The sequence below is a fragment of the Bradyrhizobium sp. SZCCHNRI2009 genome, from assembly GCF_032485115.1.
GTDB lineage: Bacteria > Pseudomonadota > Alphaproteobacteria > Rhizobiales > Xanthobacteraceae > Bradyrhizobium.
On the sequence record NZ_JAUEUH010000004.1, the window covers coordinates 513,339 to 526,566 of the forward strand.

The window sequence follows — 13,228 nt, forward strand, 5'->3', positions numbered from 1 at the left end:
CATGTATGTTGCCGTCAAGGGTGGCGAGCGCGCCATCGAGAACGCGCACCGGCTGCTGGCGCATGAACGCCGGGGTGATCGCGATGTGCCCGAACTTTCGCTGGCGCAGATCTCCGAGCAGTTGGGGCTTGCCGTCGATCGCGTGATGGCCGAGGGCTCGCTGTACGACCGCGAGCTCGCGTCGCTCGCAATCAAGCAGGCACGCGGTGATCTGATCGAGGCGATCTTCCTGGTGCGTGCCTTCCGCGCGACCCTGCCGCGCTTCGGTGCGACCGAGCCGGTCGACACCGGTGCGATGCGGGTGCAGCGGCGCGTCTCGTCGACCTTCAAGGACATTCCGGGCGGCCAGGTGCTCGGGCCGACCTTCGACTATACGCATCGGCTGCTCGATCCGCAGTTGGCGGCCGCCGCCGAGCCGGAGCCGCCGGCCCGTGCCGAGGCGCCGAATGCGCCGACGCCACGTGTCACCGATATTCTCGGCCAGGACGGGCTGATCGAGCCGTCGCCGCAAGCCGATGTTGGCGCGCCGGTCGGCGATCTCACCCGCGATCCCCTAGGCTTTCCCGCCGATCGTGATCTGCGGTTGCAGAATCTCGCACGCGGTGATGAGGGCTTTCTGCTCGCGCTCGGCTACTCGACCCAGCGCGGCTACGGCCGCAACCATCCCTTTGCCGGCGAAATCCGCTTCGGCGAAGTCGAGGTCGAGTTCGTGGCCGAGGAGGTCGGGTTCGCGGTGCCGCTCGGATCGATCGAGCTGACCGAATGCCAGATGGTGAACCAGTTCAAGGGATCGGCAACCGAGCCGCCGTGCTTCACGCGCGGTTACGGTCTCGCCTTCGGGCAGAGCGAGCGCAAGACGATGTCGATGGCGCTGGTCGACCGCGCCTTGCGGGCACGCGAGCTGGGCGAGGATACGGTCGCGCCGGCGCAGGATGAGGAGTTCGTGATGTCGCACTCCGACAACGTGCAGGCGACCGGGTTCGTCGAGCATCTGAAGCTGCCGCACTATGTCGACTTCCAGTCCGAGCTCGGCCTGCTGCGCAAGCTGCGCCAGGAATTCGCCGAGGCCAATGCCGTTCCCGAATTGAAGGAAGCTGCGGAATGAGCGCGCCGACCTACAATTTCGCCTATCTCGACGAGCAGACCAAGCGGATGATCCGTCGCGCCATCCTGAAGGCGATCGCGATTCCCGGCTATCAGGTGCCGTTCGCGAGCCGCGAGATGCCGATGCCCTATGGCTGGGGCACCGGCGGTGTGCAGGTCACCGCCGCCATTCTCGGTCCCGACGACGTGCTCAAGGTCATCGATCAGGGATCGGACGATACGACAAATGCGATCTCGATCCGCAAATTCTTCGCCAAGACCGCGGGCGTCGCGACCACGACGTCGACGGAAGAGGCGAGCGTGATCCAGACCCGGCATCGCATTCCCGAGGCGCCGCTTCACGAGGGGCAGGTGCTGGTCTATCAGGTGCCGATCCCGGAGCCGCTGCGCTTTCTCGAGCCGCGCGAGACCGAGACCCGCCGCATGCATGCGCTGGCCGAATATGGCCTGATGCACGTCAAGCTCTATGAGGACATCGCACGCTTCGGCCACATCGCGACGTCCTACGCCTATCCGGTCAAGGTCAATGCGCGCTACGTGATGGATCCGTCGCCGACGCCGAAGTTCGACAATCCCAAGATGGACAATTGCCCGGCGCTGCAATTGTTCGGTGCGGGACGCGAGAAGCGAATCTATGCCATTCCGCCCTATACGCCGGTCGTCTCGCTGGATTTCGAGGACCATCCGTTCACGCGCTACAAGTTCGATGCCCCCTGCGCGCTGTGCGGCGCGGAGGATTCCTACCTGGACGAGATCGTGACCGACGACAAGGGCAGCCGCATGTTCGTCTGCTCCGACACCGATTACTGCGAGGGCCGCCAGGCGTCCGGACATCGTGGCGAGCAGAGCGCCGCCCCGCACAAGGAGAGCGCCCATGGCTGAGATGATCAGCGCATCCGATCAGCCGCTGCTCGTCGCGGAAGGGCTTGCGAAGAGCTACGGCCGGTTGGCAGCCTGCCGCGACGTCTCCTTCGTGCTCTATCCCGGCGAGGTGCTCGCCATCGTCGGCGAGTCCGGCTCGGGCAAATCGACACTCCTGCAGATGCTGTCGGCGCAACTGGCGCCGACGTTGGGCCGCGTGTCCTATCGGATGCGGGACGGGGTGCTGCGCGATCTTGCCGGCCTTGGCGAGGCGGAGCGCCGTTTTCTGTTCCGCACCGATTGGGGCTATGTCCATCAGGACCCGACGCAAGGCCTGCGCATGGCGGTCTCCGCCGGCGCCAATGTCGGCGAGCGGCTGATGGCGGTCGGCTGGAATCACTACGGTCGGATCAGGCAGACCGCCTCGTCCTGGCTCGCGCGCGTGGAGATCGACGTTGCCCGCATCGACGATGCGCCGCGGACCTATTCCGGCGGCATGCGGCAGAGGCTGCAGATCGCGCGCAATCTCGTGACCGAGCCCAGGCTCGTGTTCATGGATGAGCCGACCGGAGGACTCGACGTGTCCGTGCAGGCGCGCCTGCTCGATCTGATGCGCAGCCTCGTCAACGAGCTCGGCCTCGCCGCCATCGTCGTGACCCACGATCTGGCCGTGGCGCGGTTGCTGTCTCATCGTGTGATGGTCATGAAGGAGGGGCGGGTGATCGAGACCGGCCTCACCGACCAGGTGCTCGACGATCCGCGCGAGCCGTACACACAGCTCCTCGTGTCCTCGATCCTGCCGCCATGATGCAATTGGGCCCAATGCGATGACCGTGATGATCGATGTCGAGAATGCAGAGAAGACCTTCACCATGCATCTGCAGGGCGGCATATCGCTGCCCGTGGTGCGCGGCGTGTCGTTCCAGGTCAAGGCCGGCGAATGCGTCGTGTTGTCGGGACCGTCGGGTGCCGGCAAGTCGTCGATCCTGAAGATGATCTTCGGCAACTACCGTTGCGATGGCGGACGCATCGGCGTCCGGCACCTCGGCGAGATGACCGATCTCGCCGGCGCCGAGCCGCGCCTTGTCCTCCATGCGAGGCGGCAGACCATCGGTTATGTCAGTCAGTTCCTGCGCGCGGTGCCGCGCGTCCCTGCGCTCGATGTCGTTGCCGAGCCGCTGCTCGCGGCCGGCCTGCCGCGCGACGATGCGAGGGTGCGGGCGGGGGGACTGCTGCGGCGGCTGAACATTCCCGAGCGGCTGTGGTCGCTGCCGCCATCGACCTTCTCGGGCGGCGAGCAGCAGCGGGTCAACATCGCTCGCGGCTTCATCTCCGATGTCCCGGTGCTGCTGCTCGATGAGCCGACCGCGTCGCTCGATGCGGCGAACCGTGCGGTCGTGGTCGACCTGATTGCGGCGAAGAAGAAGGACGGGGTGGCGATGCTCGCGATCGTGCATGATGACGATATCCGTGCGCAGATTGCGGATCGCATGGTCGACGTCATGACATTCGCCGCGGCGGCGTAAAGGGACAAATTGCAGATGAGCGCGAACATGTCCGATCTCGTGATAGGCAATGCCAGGCTGGTCCTCGCCGACCGGGTCGTCGAGCAGGGCTGGGTGGCGATCGCCGGAGGCCGGATCGCGGAACTGGGCGAGGGGGCGGCGCCGGCCGGCAGCCTGGATGCCGGCGGCGACCTGCTGATGCCCGGGTTGGTCGAACTGCACACCGATCACCTCGAGGCGCATTTCGTGCCCCGCCCCAAGGTCTATTGGGATCCCGTTGCTGCGGTCATTTCCTATGACGGGCAACTTGCGACCGCGGGCATCACGACGGTGCTGGATTCGCTGCGGGTGTGGAGCGAGGAGGGCGCCGAGGGCGTCGACGGCCAGGCCAATGTGCTCGCGGAAGCGATCGCGACGGCGCGCGACGGCGGGCTGCTGCGGTCCGATCACTTCCTGCATCTGCGCTGCGAGGTGCCGATGCCGACCGTGGTCGAGGAGGCGCGGCAACTGGCGGGGCGTCCGGATGTGCGGCTGATGTCGCTGATGGATCATACGCCCGGGCAGCGCCAGTTTCGCGACGAAGGCAAGCTGCGCGACTACTATCGCGGCAAGAGCGGCGGCAAGACCGATGCGGAGCTCGACGTGATGTTCGCACGCCGCTTCGCCTATCAGCAGGCCTATGCGGCGCCGAACATGCGCGACATCGTTGCACTGGCGAAGACCCATGACGTGCCCCTGGCCAGTCACGATGACACGACGGAGGAGAACGTCGCCGATGCAATCAAGGACGGCATCGCAGTCGCGGAGTTTCCAACCACGATGGAAGCCGCGCGGGGCCTTCACCAGGCGGGCATCAGCATTCTGATGGGCGCTCCGAACGTGGTGCGCGGCGGGTCTCACTCCGGCAATATCGCCGCCGTGGACCTGGCGCACGAGGGCCTGCTCGACATTCTGTCGTCGGACTACGTCCCGTCGAGCCTGCTGATGGGCGCGCTGCAATTGCCGCAGCGGGTGCCGTCCATCGGTCTTGCGGCGGCCGTCCGCACCGTCACCAAGGCCCCTGCGGACGCCGTCGGCCTGCATGATCGCGGCGAGATCGCGGTGGGCAAGCGTGCGGACCTGATCCGCGTCCATGTCGCGGGCCAGTTGTCGGTCGTGCGCAGCGTCTGGCGGGAAGGACAGCGGGTGGCATGAGCGAAACCGAGGTTGCATCGGCGAAGACGCCCGCGAAGCTCGGTCCCGGCCGCCTGATCCTGGTGGTCGGGCCGAGCGGCGCGGGCAAGGACACCTTGCTCAATGTGGCGCGCCGCGAATGCGCTGGCGACGACCGGATCGTTTTTCCGCGGCGGATCGTCACGCGCGAGGCCTCGGCTTTCGAGGATAATCTCGAGATGAGCGCGTCCGCTTTTCGTGAGGCGCTCAGCGCCGGTGAGTTCGCGCTGCATTGGGAGGCCCACGGACACGACTACGGCGTGCCGCGCGCGATCAAGAATGACATCCTGGCCGGCCGCATCGTGGTCGTGAACGTCTCGCGAACGATCATTCCCGCCGCGCGCCGGGACTATGCCGACGTCATCGTCGTCGCCATCACTGCGCCGGCGGATGTTCTCGCCGAACGGCTCGGCAAGCGGCACCGTCCGAGTGACGGCGATATCGGTGAGCGTCTTCACCGGGCGGTGAGCGAAGACACCGCGGCGGACGTCACGATCGTCAATGTCGGCGATCCCGAGCCGCACGGTCACAGGCTGGCGGACATCATCAAGCGACCGATCGACGCAGAACCGATCGGATCCGAGGGAGGAAGCGGCCATGTCGATCATCACCACGATTGAGCAGCTCGAGGCGATCTATGGCGAGACGGGGCTGGCATCGACGGCGAAGGTGGCTGATCGCGTGACGCCGCACTACCGGATCATGATCGAGAAGTCGCCTTTCGTGGCGCTGGCGACGTGTGGTCCCGAAGGTCTCGACTGTTCGCCGCGCGGCGATCTTCCCGGCTTCATCCGCATCCATGACGACAAGACGCTGATGATGCCGGATCGCCGCGGCAACAATCGCGTGGATTCCTTGCGCAACGTCGTGCGCGATCCGCGGATCGCGCTGCTGTTCCTGATTCCGGGATCTGGCAACACGCTGCGTGTGAACGGGCACGGTCACCTGTCGACCGCTCCCGATCTGTTGGAGTCGTTCCGGATGGAAGGCAAGCTGCCGCGCTCCGTCCTGGTCATGACGGTGGAAGAGATCTACTTCCAATGTGCGCGCGCGATCGTTCGTGCCGATCTCTGGAACCCGGACAAGCGGGTCGACCCGCAGCAACTGCCTACGCCGGGACAGATCCTTGCGGCGATGACGGCCAACGACATCGACGGCGCGGCGTACGATCGCGAGTGGCCCGAGCGTGCGCGGAAATCGATGTGGTGAATTCGGAGCGCGGCTCTTCAAAAAAGGGGAGGCCGCGCTCCTAAAGATCAGGCTGCGACATCGAGCAGGCGTGAGGATCCCCTGACGAGCACCTTGCGGCCGGCCATTGTGAGTGTTGCCGCGCCATTGTCGATGGAGGCGAGTCCAAATGCAGTGAGCTCGTCGACAATCATGCCGTTCAGCCTGCGGCGTTCACGCGCGGGAATGCGAAGCGCCTTCAGCGTCTCCCATTGGTCCGGCGTGAGTTCGTGTTCGAATTCCGCGTTCATGCTGCCTCGAATGTTGACGTCCGGCACTCGTCTTAGAAAGTCCGCGTGACGAAGATGCGACCTTCATGCATCCGTACTGATACGGTCCACGTCATTACGCTCGAACCCGCCCGCGATTAATTCAAATTTGAATGATCGCGAATGTGGTGCTGCATTGCAGCTCGCCGTGTTGGTAGCGGTGAACGATCGTCCGTCGTTAACAGATAATTAAGCCATGTGGGCAGCGCACAACGGTAACGCCGCTGTCACATCGGTGTGTCAAACGGCGCCATCGTCCTGCTCGAATCGGCCGGCGCATGTTTGAAGCGAAACACGTTGAATGGCTGACCTGACCGACGTTCCGCCGCTGCGATCGAACCGCAGAATCTGGTTGCGCAGTCTGGGCGGACTGGCCTTGAGCCTCTCGATTGCAGCTGCGGCCGTGTATGTCCTGGCACGCGCCGTCAAGAAGCTCGACCTTGCTCATGTTCTGTCGATCGTCGAGGCCACGGACCTTCATCTGATCGCGATGGCGCTGGCGTTCATCGTCCTCTCCTACGCCAGCCTCACGCTCTACGACCTGTTCGCGTTGCGGACGATCGGCCGCCGGGACATTCCCTATCGCGCCGCCGCGCTCGGCAGCTTCACGAGCTACCCGATCGCGCACGGCATCGGTGCGGTCGCGCTGGTCTCGCCGCTGGTGCGATATCGGATCTACGCGCCGTACCGGCTCGGTGCGATCGACATTGCCAATATCAGCTTCCTGACCGGCCTGACCTTCTGGCTCGGAAATCTCACCGCGCTCGGCCTGAGCTTGATGATCGATCCGGATGCCTTCGGATGGATGGAATATTGGCCGCCGGCGATCAACCGTCTCGTTGCCGCGGCACTGCTTTGCGCCGTTGCCGCCTTCGTCGTGTGGAGCTGGCCCGGGCGGCGAAGTGCGCGCTGGCCCGTTCGACTGCCGTCCGGGCCCGCCGTGCTGCTGCAGATCGTGGTCGGCCTGTTCGAGCTCAGCGCCGCGGCGCTGGCAATGTACGTCCTCATGCCGCCGGAACTCGGCATCGACCTCGCGCGGCTGATGGCGGTCTTCATTGCCGCGACCTTGCTTGGATTTGCCAGCCATGCCCCAGCCGGCATCGGCCTGTTCGACGCAACGATCCTGCTGGGCCTGGGCGGCGTTGACCAGGAGCGCCTGCTGGCGGCGCTGCTGATCTTCCGCGCGCTCTATCACCTGTTGCCGTTTGTGCTCGCCCTGGTCGTGTTCGGCAGCGTCGAGCTGTCGCGCTCCTGCCGGAGGTCGTCGATGGTGTCAGACCGGCGAGTTCAGCTTCAACCCGATCATGCCGGTGATGATCAGCGTGAGGCAGATCAGCCGTGTCGGGTCCGCCGGCTCGCTGTAGAGGATCATGCCGGCGAGGATGCTCCCGGCCGCGCCGATCCCGGTCCATACCGCATAGGCGGTGCCAAACGGCAGTGAGCGCAGCGCGAGCGACATCATCGCGAAGCTGAGCAGAATGGCGATCACGGTGGCGACGCTGGGCCAGAAGCGCGTCAGGCCGTCGGAATGCTTCAGGCCAAGCGCCCAGATGATCTCGAGAGCTCCGGCCGCGAACAGAGCTAGCCAGCCGTTCATGAGGGCCGCGCGCCCAACGGTGTAACATCGCCCACAGATCCGAGGCGGGCCTCGCGAAGCCGCGGATCGCTTGCACCGAGCAGTCCGGCCATTTCGTCATCTCCGCGCCGGTCGAACCTGCCGTCCATCTGCATGGTTTGCGCGACGCGCATATGACAAGCTGGGCGCGCGTCGGGTCTATCTCTCCTCCATCATCGTGAATACGAATCCTGTCAGCGTTGCGCCGACAGCAAAGGACAGCGTCAATACACCGACGAAGATCACGAGCGTCGCGTGCGGATCGACACTGTGGGCGATCAGGGTCGAGATGCCGAACGCATCCAGTTGGGTCAGCCCGAAGGCGAAGCCGAGCCCCATGGCGATGCCCATCAAGGTGTGGCAGGCCAGCTCGATCAGCATGGCCGGATTGACTACTGCGCTGCGTCGTTTGGGCGGCATGGGCTCGGACTCCACGCTATGGCCGATGAACGCTGGAACGGTGAACGTTGTTCCTGTGCCGGCTGGCAAAGCCGATTGCCAAACCGAGCCGACAGCGGCTACGGATGACCGAGGTTCGGTCGCGGAAAAACAAAGCTCGAACGGCCCGCAAGGGGGGCCGGCGCGCGGCCGAGCGGCGCAGCGTCGCGCGATCCGACAGGGAGGATAACCCATGACGAACGCCATTCGTTTCCACAAGACCGGCGGTCCCGAGGTTCTCGCTTGGGAGCAGATCGAGGTCGGCAAGCCCGGCCCCGGCGAGGCGCGTATCCGCCACACGGCGGTCGGGCTCAACTTCATCGACATCTACAATCGTTCCGGGCTCTATCCGGTCCAGCTTCCGAGCGGACTGGGCAGCGAGGGCGCGGGTGTGATCGAGGAACTGGGCGAAGGGGTGACGGACCTGAAGGTGGGCGACCGGGTCGCCTACGGCTCGTCGCCGCTCGGCGCCTATTCAGAGGCGCGGCTGATGCCGGCCGCGCTGCTGTTGAAACTGCCCGACGAGATCGACGACAAGACCGCCGCTGCCATGATGCTCAAGGGCCTGACCGCCCAGTACCTGATCCGGCAGACCTACCGCGTCAAGGCGGGCGAGACCATCCTGCTGCATGCCGCCGCCGGCGGCGTCGGCCTCATCCTCAGCCAGTGGGCCAAGCATCTCGGCGTTCACGTCATCGGCACCGTATCCAGCGATGACAAGGCGCAGCTGGCCAAGGCCCACGGCTGCGAGCACACCATCATCTATACGCGGGAGGACTTCGTCGCGCGCGTCGGCGAGATCACCGGCGGCAAGAAGGTGCCCGTGGTCTATGATTCCGTCGGCAAGGACACGTTCCTGAAATCGCTCGATTGCCTCGCGCCGCTCGGCTACGCGGTGCTGTTCGGCCAGTCCTCCGGCACGGTCGATCCGCTCAATCTCGGGCTGCTCGCCCAGAAGGGATCGCTATTCGTGACCCGGCCGACGCTGTTCACCTACGCCGCCAAGCGCGAGAGTCTGGTCGCGATGGCCAACGAGCTGTTCGACGTGGTCAAATCTGGCGCGGTAAAGATCGAGGTCAACCAGACCTATCCGCTCAAGGAGGCGGCCCGGGCTCACGCCGATCTCGCGGCACGCAAGACGACCGGCTCGACGGTCTTTCTGGTCTGATCTGGCGCGTCCTCCGGTCGCGAGATCCCGATAGGGCCGGCGCAGCCGGGTCAAACCCGCTCGTGCTTGCGCAGGTCGCGGAGGTGATCGGACCGGGCGGCCTGCAGGTCGGCGTCCCGCCCATCGATCTCGGGCAGGGCGGCTTCGGACATGATATCGGCCGTGACGTCCGCAACCGACCGGTCGACGATCTCGTGGATGAAGCTGACGTTCGAATATTCCCCCGACGCGATGCGCGCAACGACGTCGCGCCGGGTCATCTCGGGATCGACCACGGCCTCGCGTCCGCGCCGGCCGTAGTCGATCATCACGACGAAATACTGCATGGAGCGCCGGTTCGCCTTCGGCTGACTGTGATCGCTCCATTATTTCTTTAAATCAGAATTTTGTCAAGGCTGATTCGGTCCATCCTCGCCTCACCGACTCCATCCCCAGCCTGCGCGGCCATGACCACACCGGAATCAGCCGCAGAAATAGTCCAGGCGATGTGACGTGGCGTGCGGAAGCATGTTCCCGCACGCCATGAAGACCGCGTCATCGCCCATCACTGCACGTTGAACGTCGCGCCGGGACATTCGGTGGTCACGCTGATCGGGATCGCCTGCGCCGCCGCCGCGGTCGGCTTCGGCTTCGCAACCACCTTCCAGCGGCCGGGCTTGTTCAGCCAATATCTGTGCCTCGATGTCGCAATGCGGCGCTCGGTATAGGTCGTGCCCTTCCAGATCAAAGGGCCCTTCGGCTTCGGTGCCGCGACCTCATGCCACGGTCCGAACTCGCCGAAGTCCATGAACCACAGATGCCATTCGAGCTTCTGATATTCATGATGGGACGCGACCACCTCGACGATGGGGCGACCGTTCAGCCACGACACCTCGTCCTCGAGTGGCTTGATCTGCTGGCAACGGGTATGCAACGGCTCCTGAACGCGAAGCAGATCGTCTCGCTGGCTTTGCGTGAGCATCGCCGAGGTGACGGGCAGTCCCACGTTCGGATCATCGGCCGGATATGAGCAGATCGGCACCGTCGGCGGCCCCTGGCCCGTCCAGGGATTGTTGCTGCAATAGACTCGCCTCGTCACCGACGAAATGCCGGTGGTTGCCGTTTCCTCCGCCTTTCCGGTTTCCCGGTCCCAGACACCGCTGAACGTCGTCTTTTGATTCGGCGGACAGGCCACGGTCTTGTGGGCCGTCCACCAGTGCGAAACCTCGAATTCATAGTACGAGTAGCGCGGCTCTGGATACAGCACGGCTCTGACGCTGGTCAGCGCGTGGTGCGCTTCGCACGCCGTTCCATAGGTATCCAGCCAGCACACGAGGTGGAAGTTTTCGTTCGGCCAGCATCCCGCACGCGCCGACGACGTGAAGCCGAGTGCGGCGATCACCAAGGTAAAGGCAAGAAGATATCTCCGCATGGCGTTTCCCATGATGGCGTTTCCCCCATGTCCTGCCTGTGCAGCCACAGGTTGAAGATGAGTTTGCTCCGGCGCGGCGCCTGGTCGTTGATCGGGATCAATCCGCTTGCGCGACGTCGTCAACGCCGGCCGGACGTCGGCGATGACGCGATGGCACAGCGGGTCCGCTCGCTGGCGGCCCGTGGATCGTCGGGGCGGGTCACCGCTTGGAGCCGAGATAGCGGAAGACCAGCCTGTCCCACCGCCGCCTCCGAATGCCGACTGCTACGTCCATCGCGATGAGCTGCGGGTCGAGGACTGATCCGGGCGCCGGGCGCGGCTGGTGGCAAGGCGTCACGCCCGTCGGGCGAATCAGGGTCGATGCGCCCGCACGATGGTCCGTTCATGGCCTTCGATCGCCTGCAGACGACGTGTGCGGAAACGCTTGTTTTGGGCGAGGCTTCAACGCATTGCCCCGGTCTGGCCCGCCGGGCCGAAAGATTCTTCTTTCTCTTTTTCAGAATTCATGATTGTCTACGCGCATCCCGCCTCATGGAGAGGGGCGTATCGCGGTCGTCACGACACGTGGAGGCGGGGAGTGATGGGCGAGCCGGTTTGCAGCGTGGTCATTCGCGCCGACGAACAACACCGGCTCGTACGGTCAAGTCGCGTGGTCCTGATACCCCGATGCCGGTATCAAGCCTGCGCCGGCGCTGACAGCGCCGCGTGGGTGACGGTGACCAACAAGCCCGGCGCACCGGGGAGAACGCGAAGCAGCCGTGAAAACCATCGCGCAGGGAGGGCCGGATCGTTCCGGCTGGACCTGTGGTACCTGCCGCCTGCGTTTTTTGAGCAGGCGGGCCACGGGCCTCAGTCGAGGTCCGGCCTTCCCTGCACCCTCTCGTTTGAAGAGGGTGAGACCACTGTATCACTCGGACGCCTGGGCGCCGCGAGGCTAAGGACGCACATCCCCATATGTCGCTCAGAATTGTTGATCACGACGGCGCCACAGGCGCGGGGCCTACCCTCCCTTGGAGGCGGGATGCAGGGAGAACGCCGCGGCGTTCCCCCTGCATCCGGCGTCGAGTCTTACTTGTTCGCCGCGCGGGCGCGCGACTTGGCGGCCGCCTTGGCGCGGATCCGCGAGATCTGGCCGCGTGGCAGGGTGACGAAGATCTCGCCGATCCAGTCCAGCTTGACCCCCACGATCGGCTTGGCGTTGAAGCTCTTCAGATTGACCACGGACGGCGATTTGCCGCGTTCAATCGTCTTCAGGTAGCGCTCGCCGGACTTGAGGCGTACCACCGCCTCCTCGCCGTAGAAGCTCGACAGCGGGTGCCGCTGCTCGCGGTAGACCACGATCACGTCGCCATTCTCGTATTTCGGCAGCATCGAATCGCCCGTGACCTCGAAGGCGATGGTCTCCTCGGAGATCGGGAAGGGCAGGGCGACCTCGCCGAGGCCCTCGACGGGCACCTGCTCGTAATCCGGCTCGATCACCGAGCCGGCGCCGACCCGCCCCATGATGGGGACGGAATTGAGCTCCAGATATTCCGTGATGAGCGGAATCTCGGCCGCCTTGATCAGGCGCTGGCCGCCGAGGATCTCGGAGACCGCGCCCGGCCGCACGCCCATGGCGCGGGCCAACCCTCCTTTCGTCTTTCCCGGCTTCTCGAGTGCACGCTCGATCATGGCAACGTCCAACATGGCTTTGACCTCTTTTGCGAATCTCGGAAGGGATTATATGTTTCGAATAATCAGAACTCAAGCTTGACTTTTTCTTCGGAATATCGGAAGATTTGGCCGTCGGGTGAGCCGGCGGATCCGGCGGCCCCGACCCAGAAGGAAGAGGCGAGAATGCAATCCACAGATTGGCCAGACCAGCATTCCAAGATGCTGTGCGAGCTTCATGCCCAGGGGCGGTCCTATGCCGAGATCGCGCGCGCCCTCAATGCGCAGTTCGGAACCGCCTATACGCGGAACGCGACGCTTGGCCGCGGCAAGCGGATCGGGCTGGCCGCGCCGGGCGGGCCGAAAGCCGCGCGATCCGCGCCCCGGTCGATGTCCGCGGCGCCCCGAACCGGACGGCGAGGCGCCGACGCGGCGGTGCGGCCGATGCCGTCCCCGGCGAAGCCCGCCGCGGCCGTCAAGCTGCGTTGCGTCGGCATCAGCCCGCGCCTGCTGTCCCTGGACCAGCTCGAGCGCAACGATTGCCGCTACCCCTATGGCGGTGACCGGGACGACGATCCCATCACCTTTTGTGGTCATCCGCGCCAGCCCGGCTCCTGCTACTGCACGCCGCACTACCATCTCACGCGGCTTCCGCCCGAGGAGGCCGCCGTGCGCTCCGCCGGCCCTTTGATCCTGCGGCTGGTTGCCGCCGCGTAGAGCGCGGCAAACCCGACCCGAACCGACCCCATCCATTTTCCGGAGACGAGA

At 65.1% G+C, this 13,228-nt stretch carries 15 protein-coding genes; 9 read left to right on the forward strand and 6 right to left on the reverse strand.

Features of this window, described 5'->3' with window-relative positions; genetic code table 11:
• Position 1 precedes the first annotated feature (1 nt).
• From QX041_RS17655 to QX041_RS17685, 7 genes are read left to right on the forward strand one after another with little or no spacing between them, the layout of a single operon-like run.
• A complete protein-coding gene (locus tag QX041_RS17655; RefSeq protein ID WP_316166104.1) occupies positions 2 to 1,105 on the forward strand; it encodes a carbon-phosphorus lyase complex subunit PhnI in 1,104 nt (367 codons plus the stop codon).
• Positions 1,102 to 1,986 (forward strand): alpha-D-ribose 1-methylphosphonate 5-phosphate C-P-lyase PhnJ, encoded by an 885-nt coding sequence (locus QX041_RS17660; RefSeq protein ID WP_316166105.1) that lies wholly within the window; start codon positions 1,102 to 1,104, stop codon positions 1,984 to 1,986. Before QX041_RS17655 ends, QX041_RS17660 begins: the two co-directional genes overlap by 4 nt.
• Positions 1,979 to 2,773: a phosphonate C-P lyase system protein PhnK gene (gene phnK / locus QX041_RS17665; protein ID WP_315810527.1), complete on the forward strand. Its 795-nt coding sequence runs from the start codon at positions 1,979 to 1,981 to the stop codon at positions 2,771 to 2,773. Before QX041_RS17660 ends, phnK begins: the two co-directional genes overlap by 8 nt.
• 19 nt (positions 2,774 to 2,792) lie before the next feature.
• Complete coding sequence (gene phnL, locus QX041_RS17670; protein WP_316166106.1) at positions 2,793 to 3,491, forward strand: phosphonate C-P lyase system protein PhnL; 699 nt, start codon at positions 2,793 to 2,795, stop codon at positions 3,489 to 3,491.
• 15 nt (positions 3,492 to 3,506) lie between these two features.
• The gene (locus tag QX041_RS17675; RefSeq protein ID WP_316166107.1) at positions 3,507 to 4,664 is read left to right on the forward strand and encodes an alpha-D-ribose 1-methylphosphonate 5-triphosphate diphosphatase; all 1,158 of its coding nucleotides are present in this window, start codon (positions 3,507 to 3,509) and stop codon (positions 4,662 to 4,664) included.
• Positions 4,661 to 5,302, forward strand: coding sequence for a phosphonate metabolism protein/1,5-bisphosphokinase (PRPP-forming) PhnN (gene phnN / locus QX041_RS17680; RefSeq protein ID WP_315825147.1), 642 nt, complete (start codon positions 4,661 to 4,663; stop codon positions 5,300 to 5,302). The genes QX041_RS17675 and phnN overlap by 4 nt, the downstream gene beginning before the upstream one ends.
• Positions 5,280 to 5,891: a pyridoxamine 5'-phosphate oxidase family protein gene (locus tag QX041_RS17685; protein WP_315713014.1), complete on the forward strand. Its 612-nt coding sequence runs from the start codon at positions 5,280 to 5,282 to the stop codon at positions 5,889 to 5,891. Before phnN ends, QX041_RS17685 begins: the two co-directional genes overlap by 23 nt.
• A 47-nt stretch (positions 5,892 to 5,938) precedes the next feature.
• Here QX041_RS17685 and QX041_RS17690 read toward each other — a convergent pair whose 3' ends face one another.
• The 3 genes from QX041_RS17690 to QX041_RS17700 all read right to left on the reverse strand — a co-directional run bounded on the left by QX041_RS17690 (position 5,939) and on the right by QX041_RS17700 (position 8,213).
• Positions 5,939 to 6,160: a hypothetical protein gene (locus QX041_RS17690; RefSeq protein WP_315713638.1), complete on the reverse strand. Its 222-nt coding sequence runs from the start codon at positions 6,158 to 6,160 to the stop codon at positions 5,939 to 5,941.
• A 1,291-nt stretch (positions 6,161 to 7,451) separates the two neighbouring features.
• Entirely contained in the window at positions 7,452 to 7,775 is a 324-nt protein-coding gene (locus tag QX041_RS17695) for a multidrug efflux SMR transporter (RefSeq protein WP_315713012.1), read from the reverse strand.
• Between the two features lie 177 nt (positions 7,776 to 7,952).
• The gene (locus QX041_RS17700; RefSeq protein ID WP_315825146.1) at positions 7,953 to 8,213 is read right to left on the reverse strand and encodes a hypothetical protein; all 261 of its coding nucleotides are present in this window, start codon (positions 8,211 to 8,213) and stop codon (positions 7,953 to 7,955) included.
• Positions 8,214 to 8,424: 211 nt separating this feature from the next.
• Here QX041_RS17700 and QX041_RS17705 point away from each other — a divergent pair, with 211 nt between their 5' ends.
• A complete protein-coding gene (locus QX041_RS17705; RefSeq protein ID WP_315752890.1) occupies positions 8,425 to 9,399 on the forward strand; it encodes a quinone oxidoreductase in 975 nt (324 codons plus the stop codon).
• A 50-nt stretch (positions 9,400 to 9,449) separates the two neighbouring features.
• On the opposite strand, the gene QX041_RS17710 is transcribed toward QX041_RS17705, so the two are convergent.
• From QX041_RS17710 to QX041_RS17720, 3 genes are all read right to left on the reverse strand, one after another.
• Positions 9,450 to 9,725 carry a hypothetical protein gene (locus QX041_RS17710; RefSeq protein ID WP_315713008.1) on the reverse strand — a complete coding sequence of 92 codons (276 nt, stop codon included), beginning with the start codon at positions 9,723 to 9,725 and terminating at the stop codon, positions 9,450 to 9,452.
• A gap of 218 nt (positions 9,726 to 9,943) precedes the next feature.
• Positions 9,944 to 10,933, reverse strand: a complete 990-nt coding sequence (locus QX041_RS17715) for a hypothetical protein (protein ID WP_316166108.1) — start codon at positions 10,931 to 10,933, stop codon at positions 9,944 to 9,946.
• Positions 10,934 to 11,878: 945 nt separating this feature from the next.
• Positions 11,879 to 12,496, reverse strand: coding sequence for a helix-turn-helix transcriptional regulator (locus tag QX041_RS17720; protein WP_315713004.1), 618 nt, complete (start codon positions 12,494 to 12,496; stop codon positions 11,879 to 11,881).
• Positions 12,497 to 12,646: 150 nt separating this feature from the next.
• On the opposite strand from QX041_RS17720, the gene QX041_RS17725 reads away from it, so the two are divergent.
• Complete coding sequence (locus QX041_RS17725) at positions 12,647 to 13,177, forward strand: GcrA family cell cycle regulator (RefSeq protein ID WP_315825144.1); 531 nt, start codon at positions 12,647 to 12,649, stop codon at positions 13,175 to 13,177.
• The last annotated feature ends 51 nt before the right edge of the window (positions 13,178 to 13,228 follow it).

Excerpts from the sequence above, each read along its gene's own strand:
- phnK (WP_315810527.1), top strand. The coding sequence starts at position 1,979 with ATGGCTGAGATGATCAGCGCATCCGATCAGCCGCTGCTCGTCGCGGAA.
- QX041_RS17700 (WP_315825146.1), bottom strand. The coding sequence starts at position 8,213 with ATGCCGCCCAAACGACGCAGCGCAGTAGTCAATCCGGCCATGCTGATC.
- QX041_RS17725 (WP_315825144.1), top strand. The coding sequence starts at position 12,647 with ATGCAATCCACAGATTGGCCAGACCAGCATTCCAAGATGCTGTGCGAG.
- phnL (WP_316166106.1), top strand. The coding sequence starts at position 2,793 with ATGACCGTGATGATCGATGTCGAGAATGCAGAGAAGACCTTCACCATG.
- phnN (WP_315825147.1), top strand. The coding sequence starts at position 4,661 with ATGAGCGAAACCGAGGTTGCATCGGCGAAGACGCCCGCGAAGCTCGGT.
- QX041_RS17655 (WP_316166104.1), top strand. The coding sequence starts at position 2 with ATGTATGTTGCCGTCAAGGGTGGCGAGCGCGCCATCGAGAACGCGCAC.
- QX041_RS17675 (WP_316166107.1), top strand. The coding sequence starts at position 3,507 with ATGAGCGCGAACATGTCCGATCTCGTGATAGGCAATGCCAGGCTGGTC.
- QX041_RS17695 (WP_315713012.1), bottom strand. The coding sequence starts at position 7,775 with ATGAACGGCTGGCTAGCTCTGTTCGCGGCCGGAGCTCTCGAGATCATC.
- QX041_RS17690 (WP_315713638.1), bottom strand. The coding sequence starts at position 6,160 with ATGAACGCGGAATTCGAACACGAACTCACGCCGGACCAATGGGAGACG.
- QX041_RS17710 (WP_315713008.1), bottom strand. The coding sequence starts at position 9,725 with ATGCAGTATTTCGTCGTGATGATCGACTACGGCCGGCGCGGACGCGAG.
- QX041_RS17720 (WP_315713004.1), bottom strand. The coding sequence starts at position 12,496 with ATGTTGGACGTTGCCATGATCGAGCGTGCACTCGAGAAGCCGGGAAAG.
- QX041_RS17660 (WP_316166105.1), top strand. The coding sequence starts at position 1,102 with ATGAGCGCGCCGACCTACAATTTCGCCTATCTCGACGAGCAGACCAAG.
- QX041_RS17705 (WP_315752890.1), top strand. The coding sequence starts at position 8,425 with ATGACGAACGCCATTCGTTTCCACAAGACCGGCGGTCCCGAGGTTCTC.
- QX041_RS17685 (WP_315713014.1), top strand. The coding sequence starts at position 5,280 with ATGTCGATCATCACCACGATTGAGCAGCTCGAGGCGATCTATGGCGAG.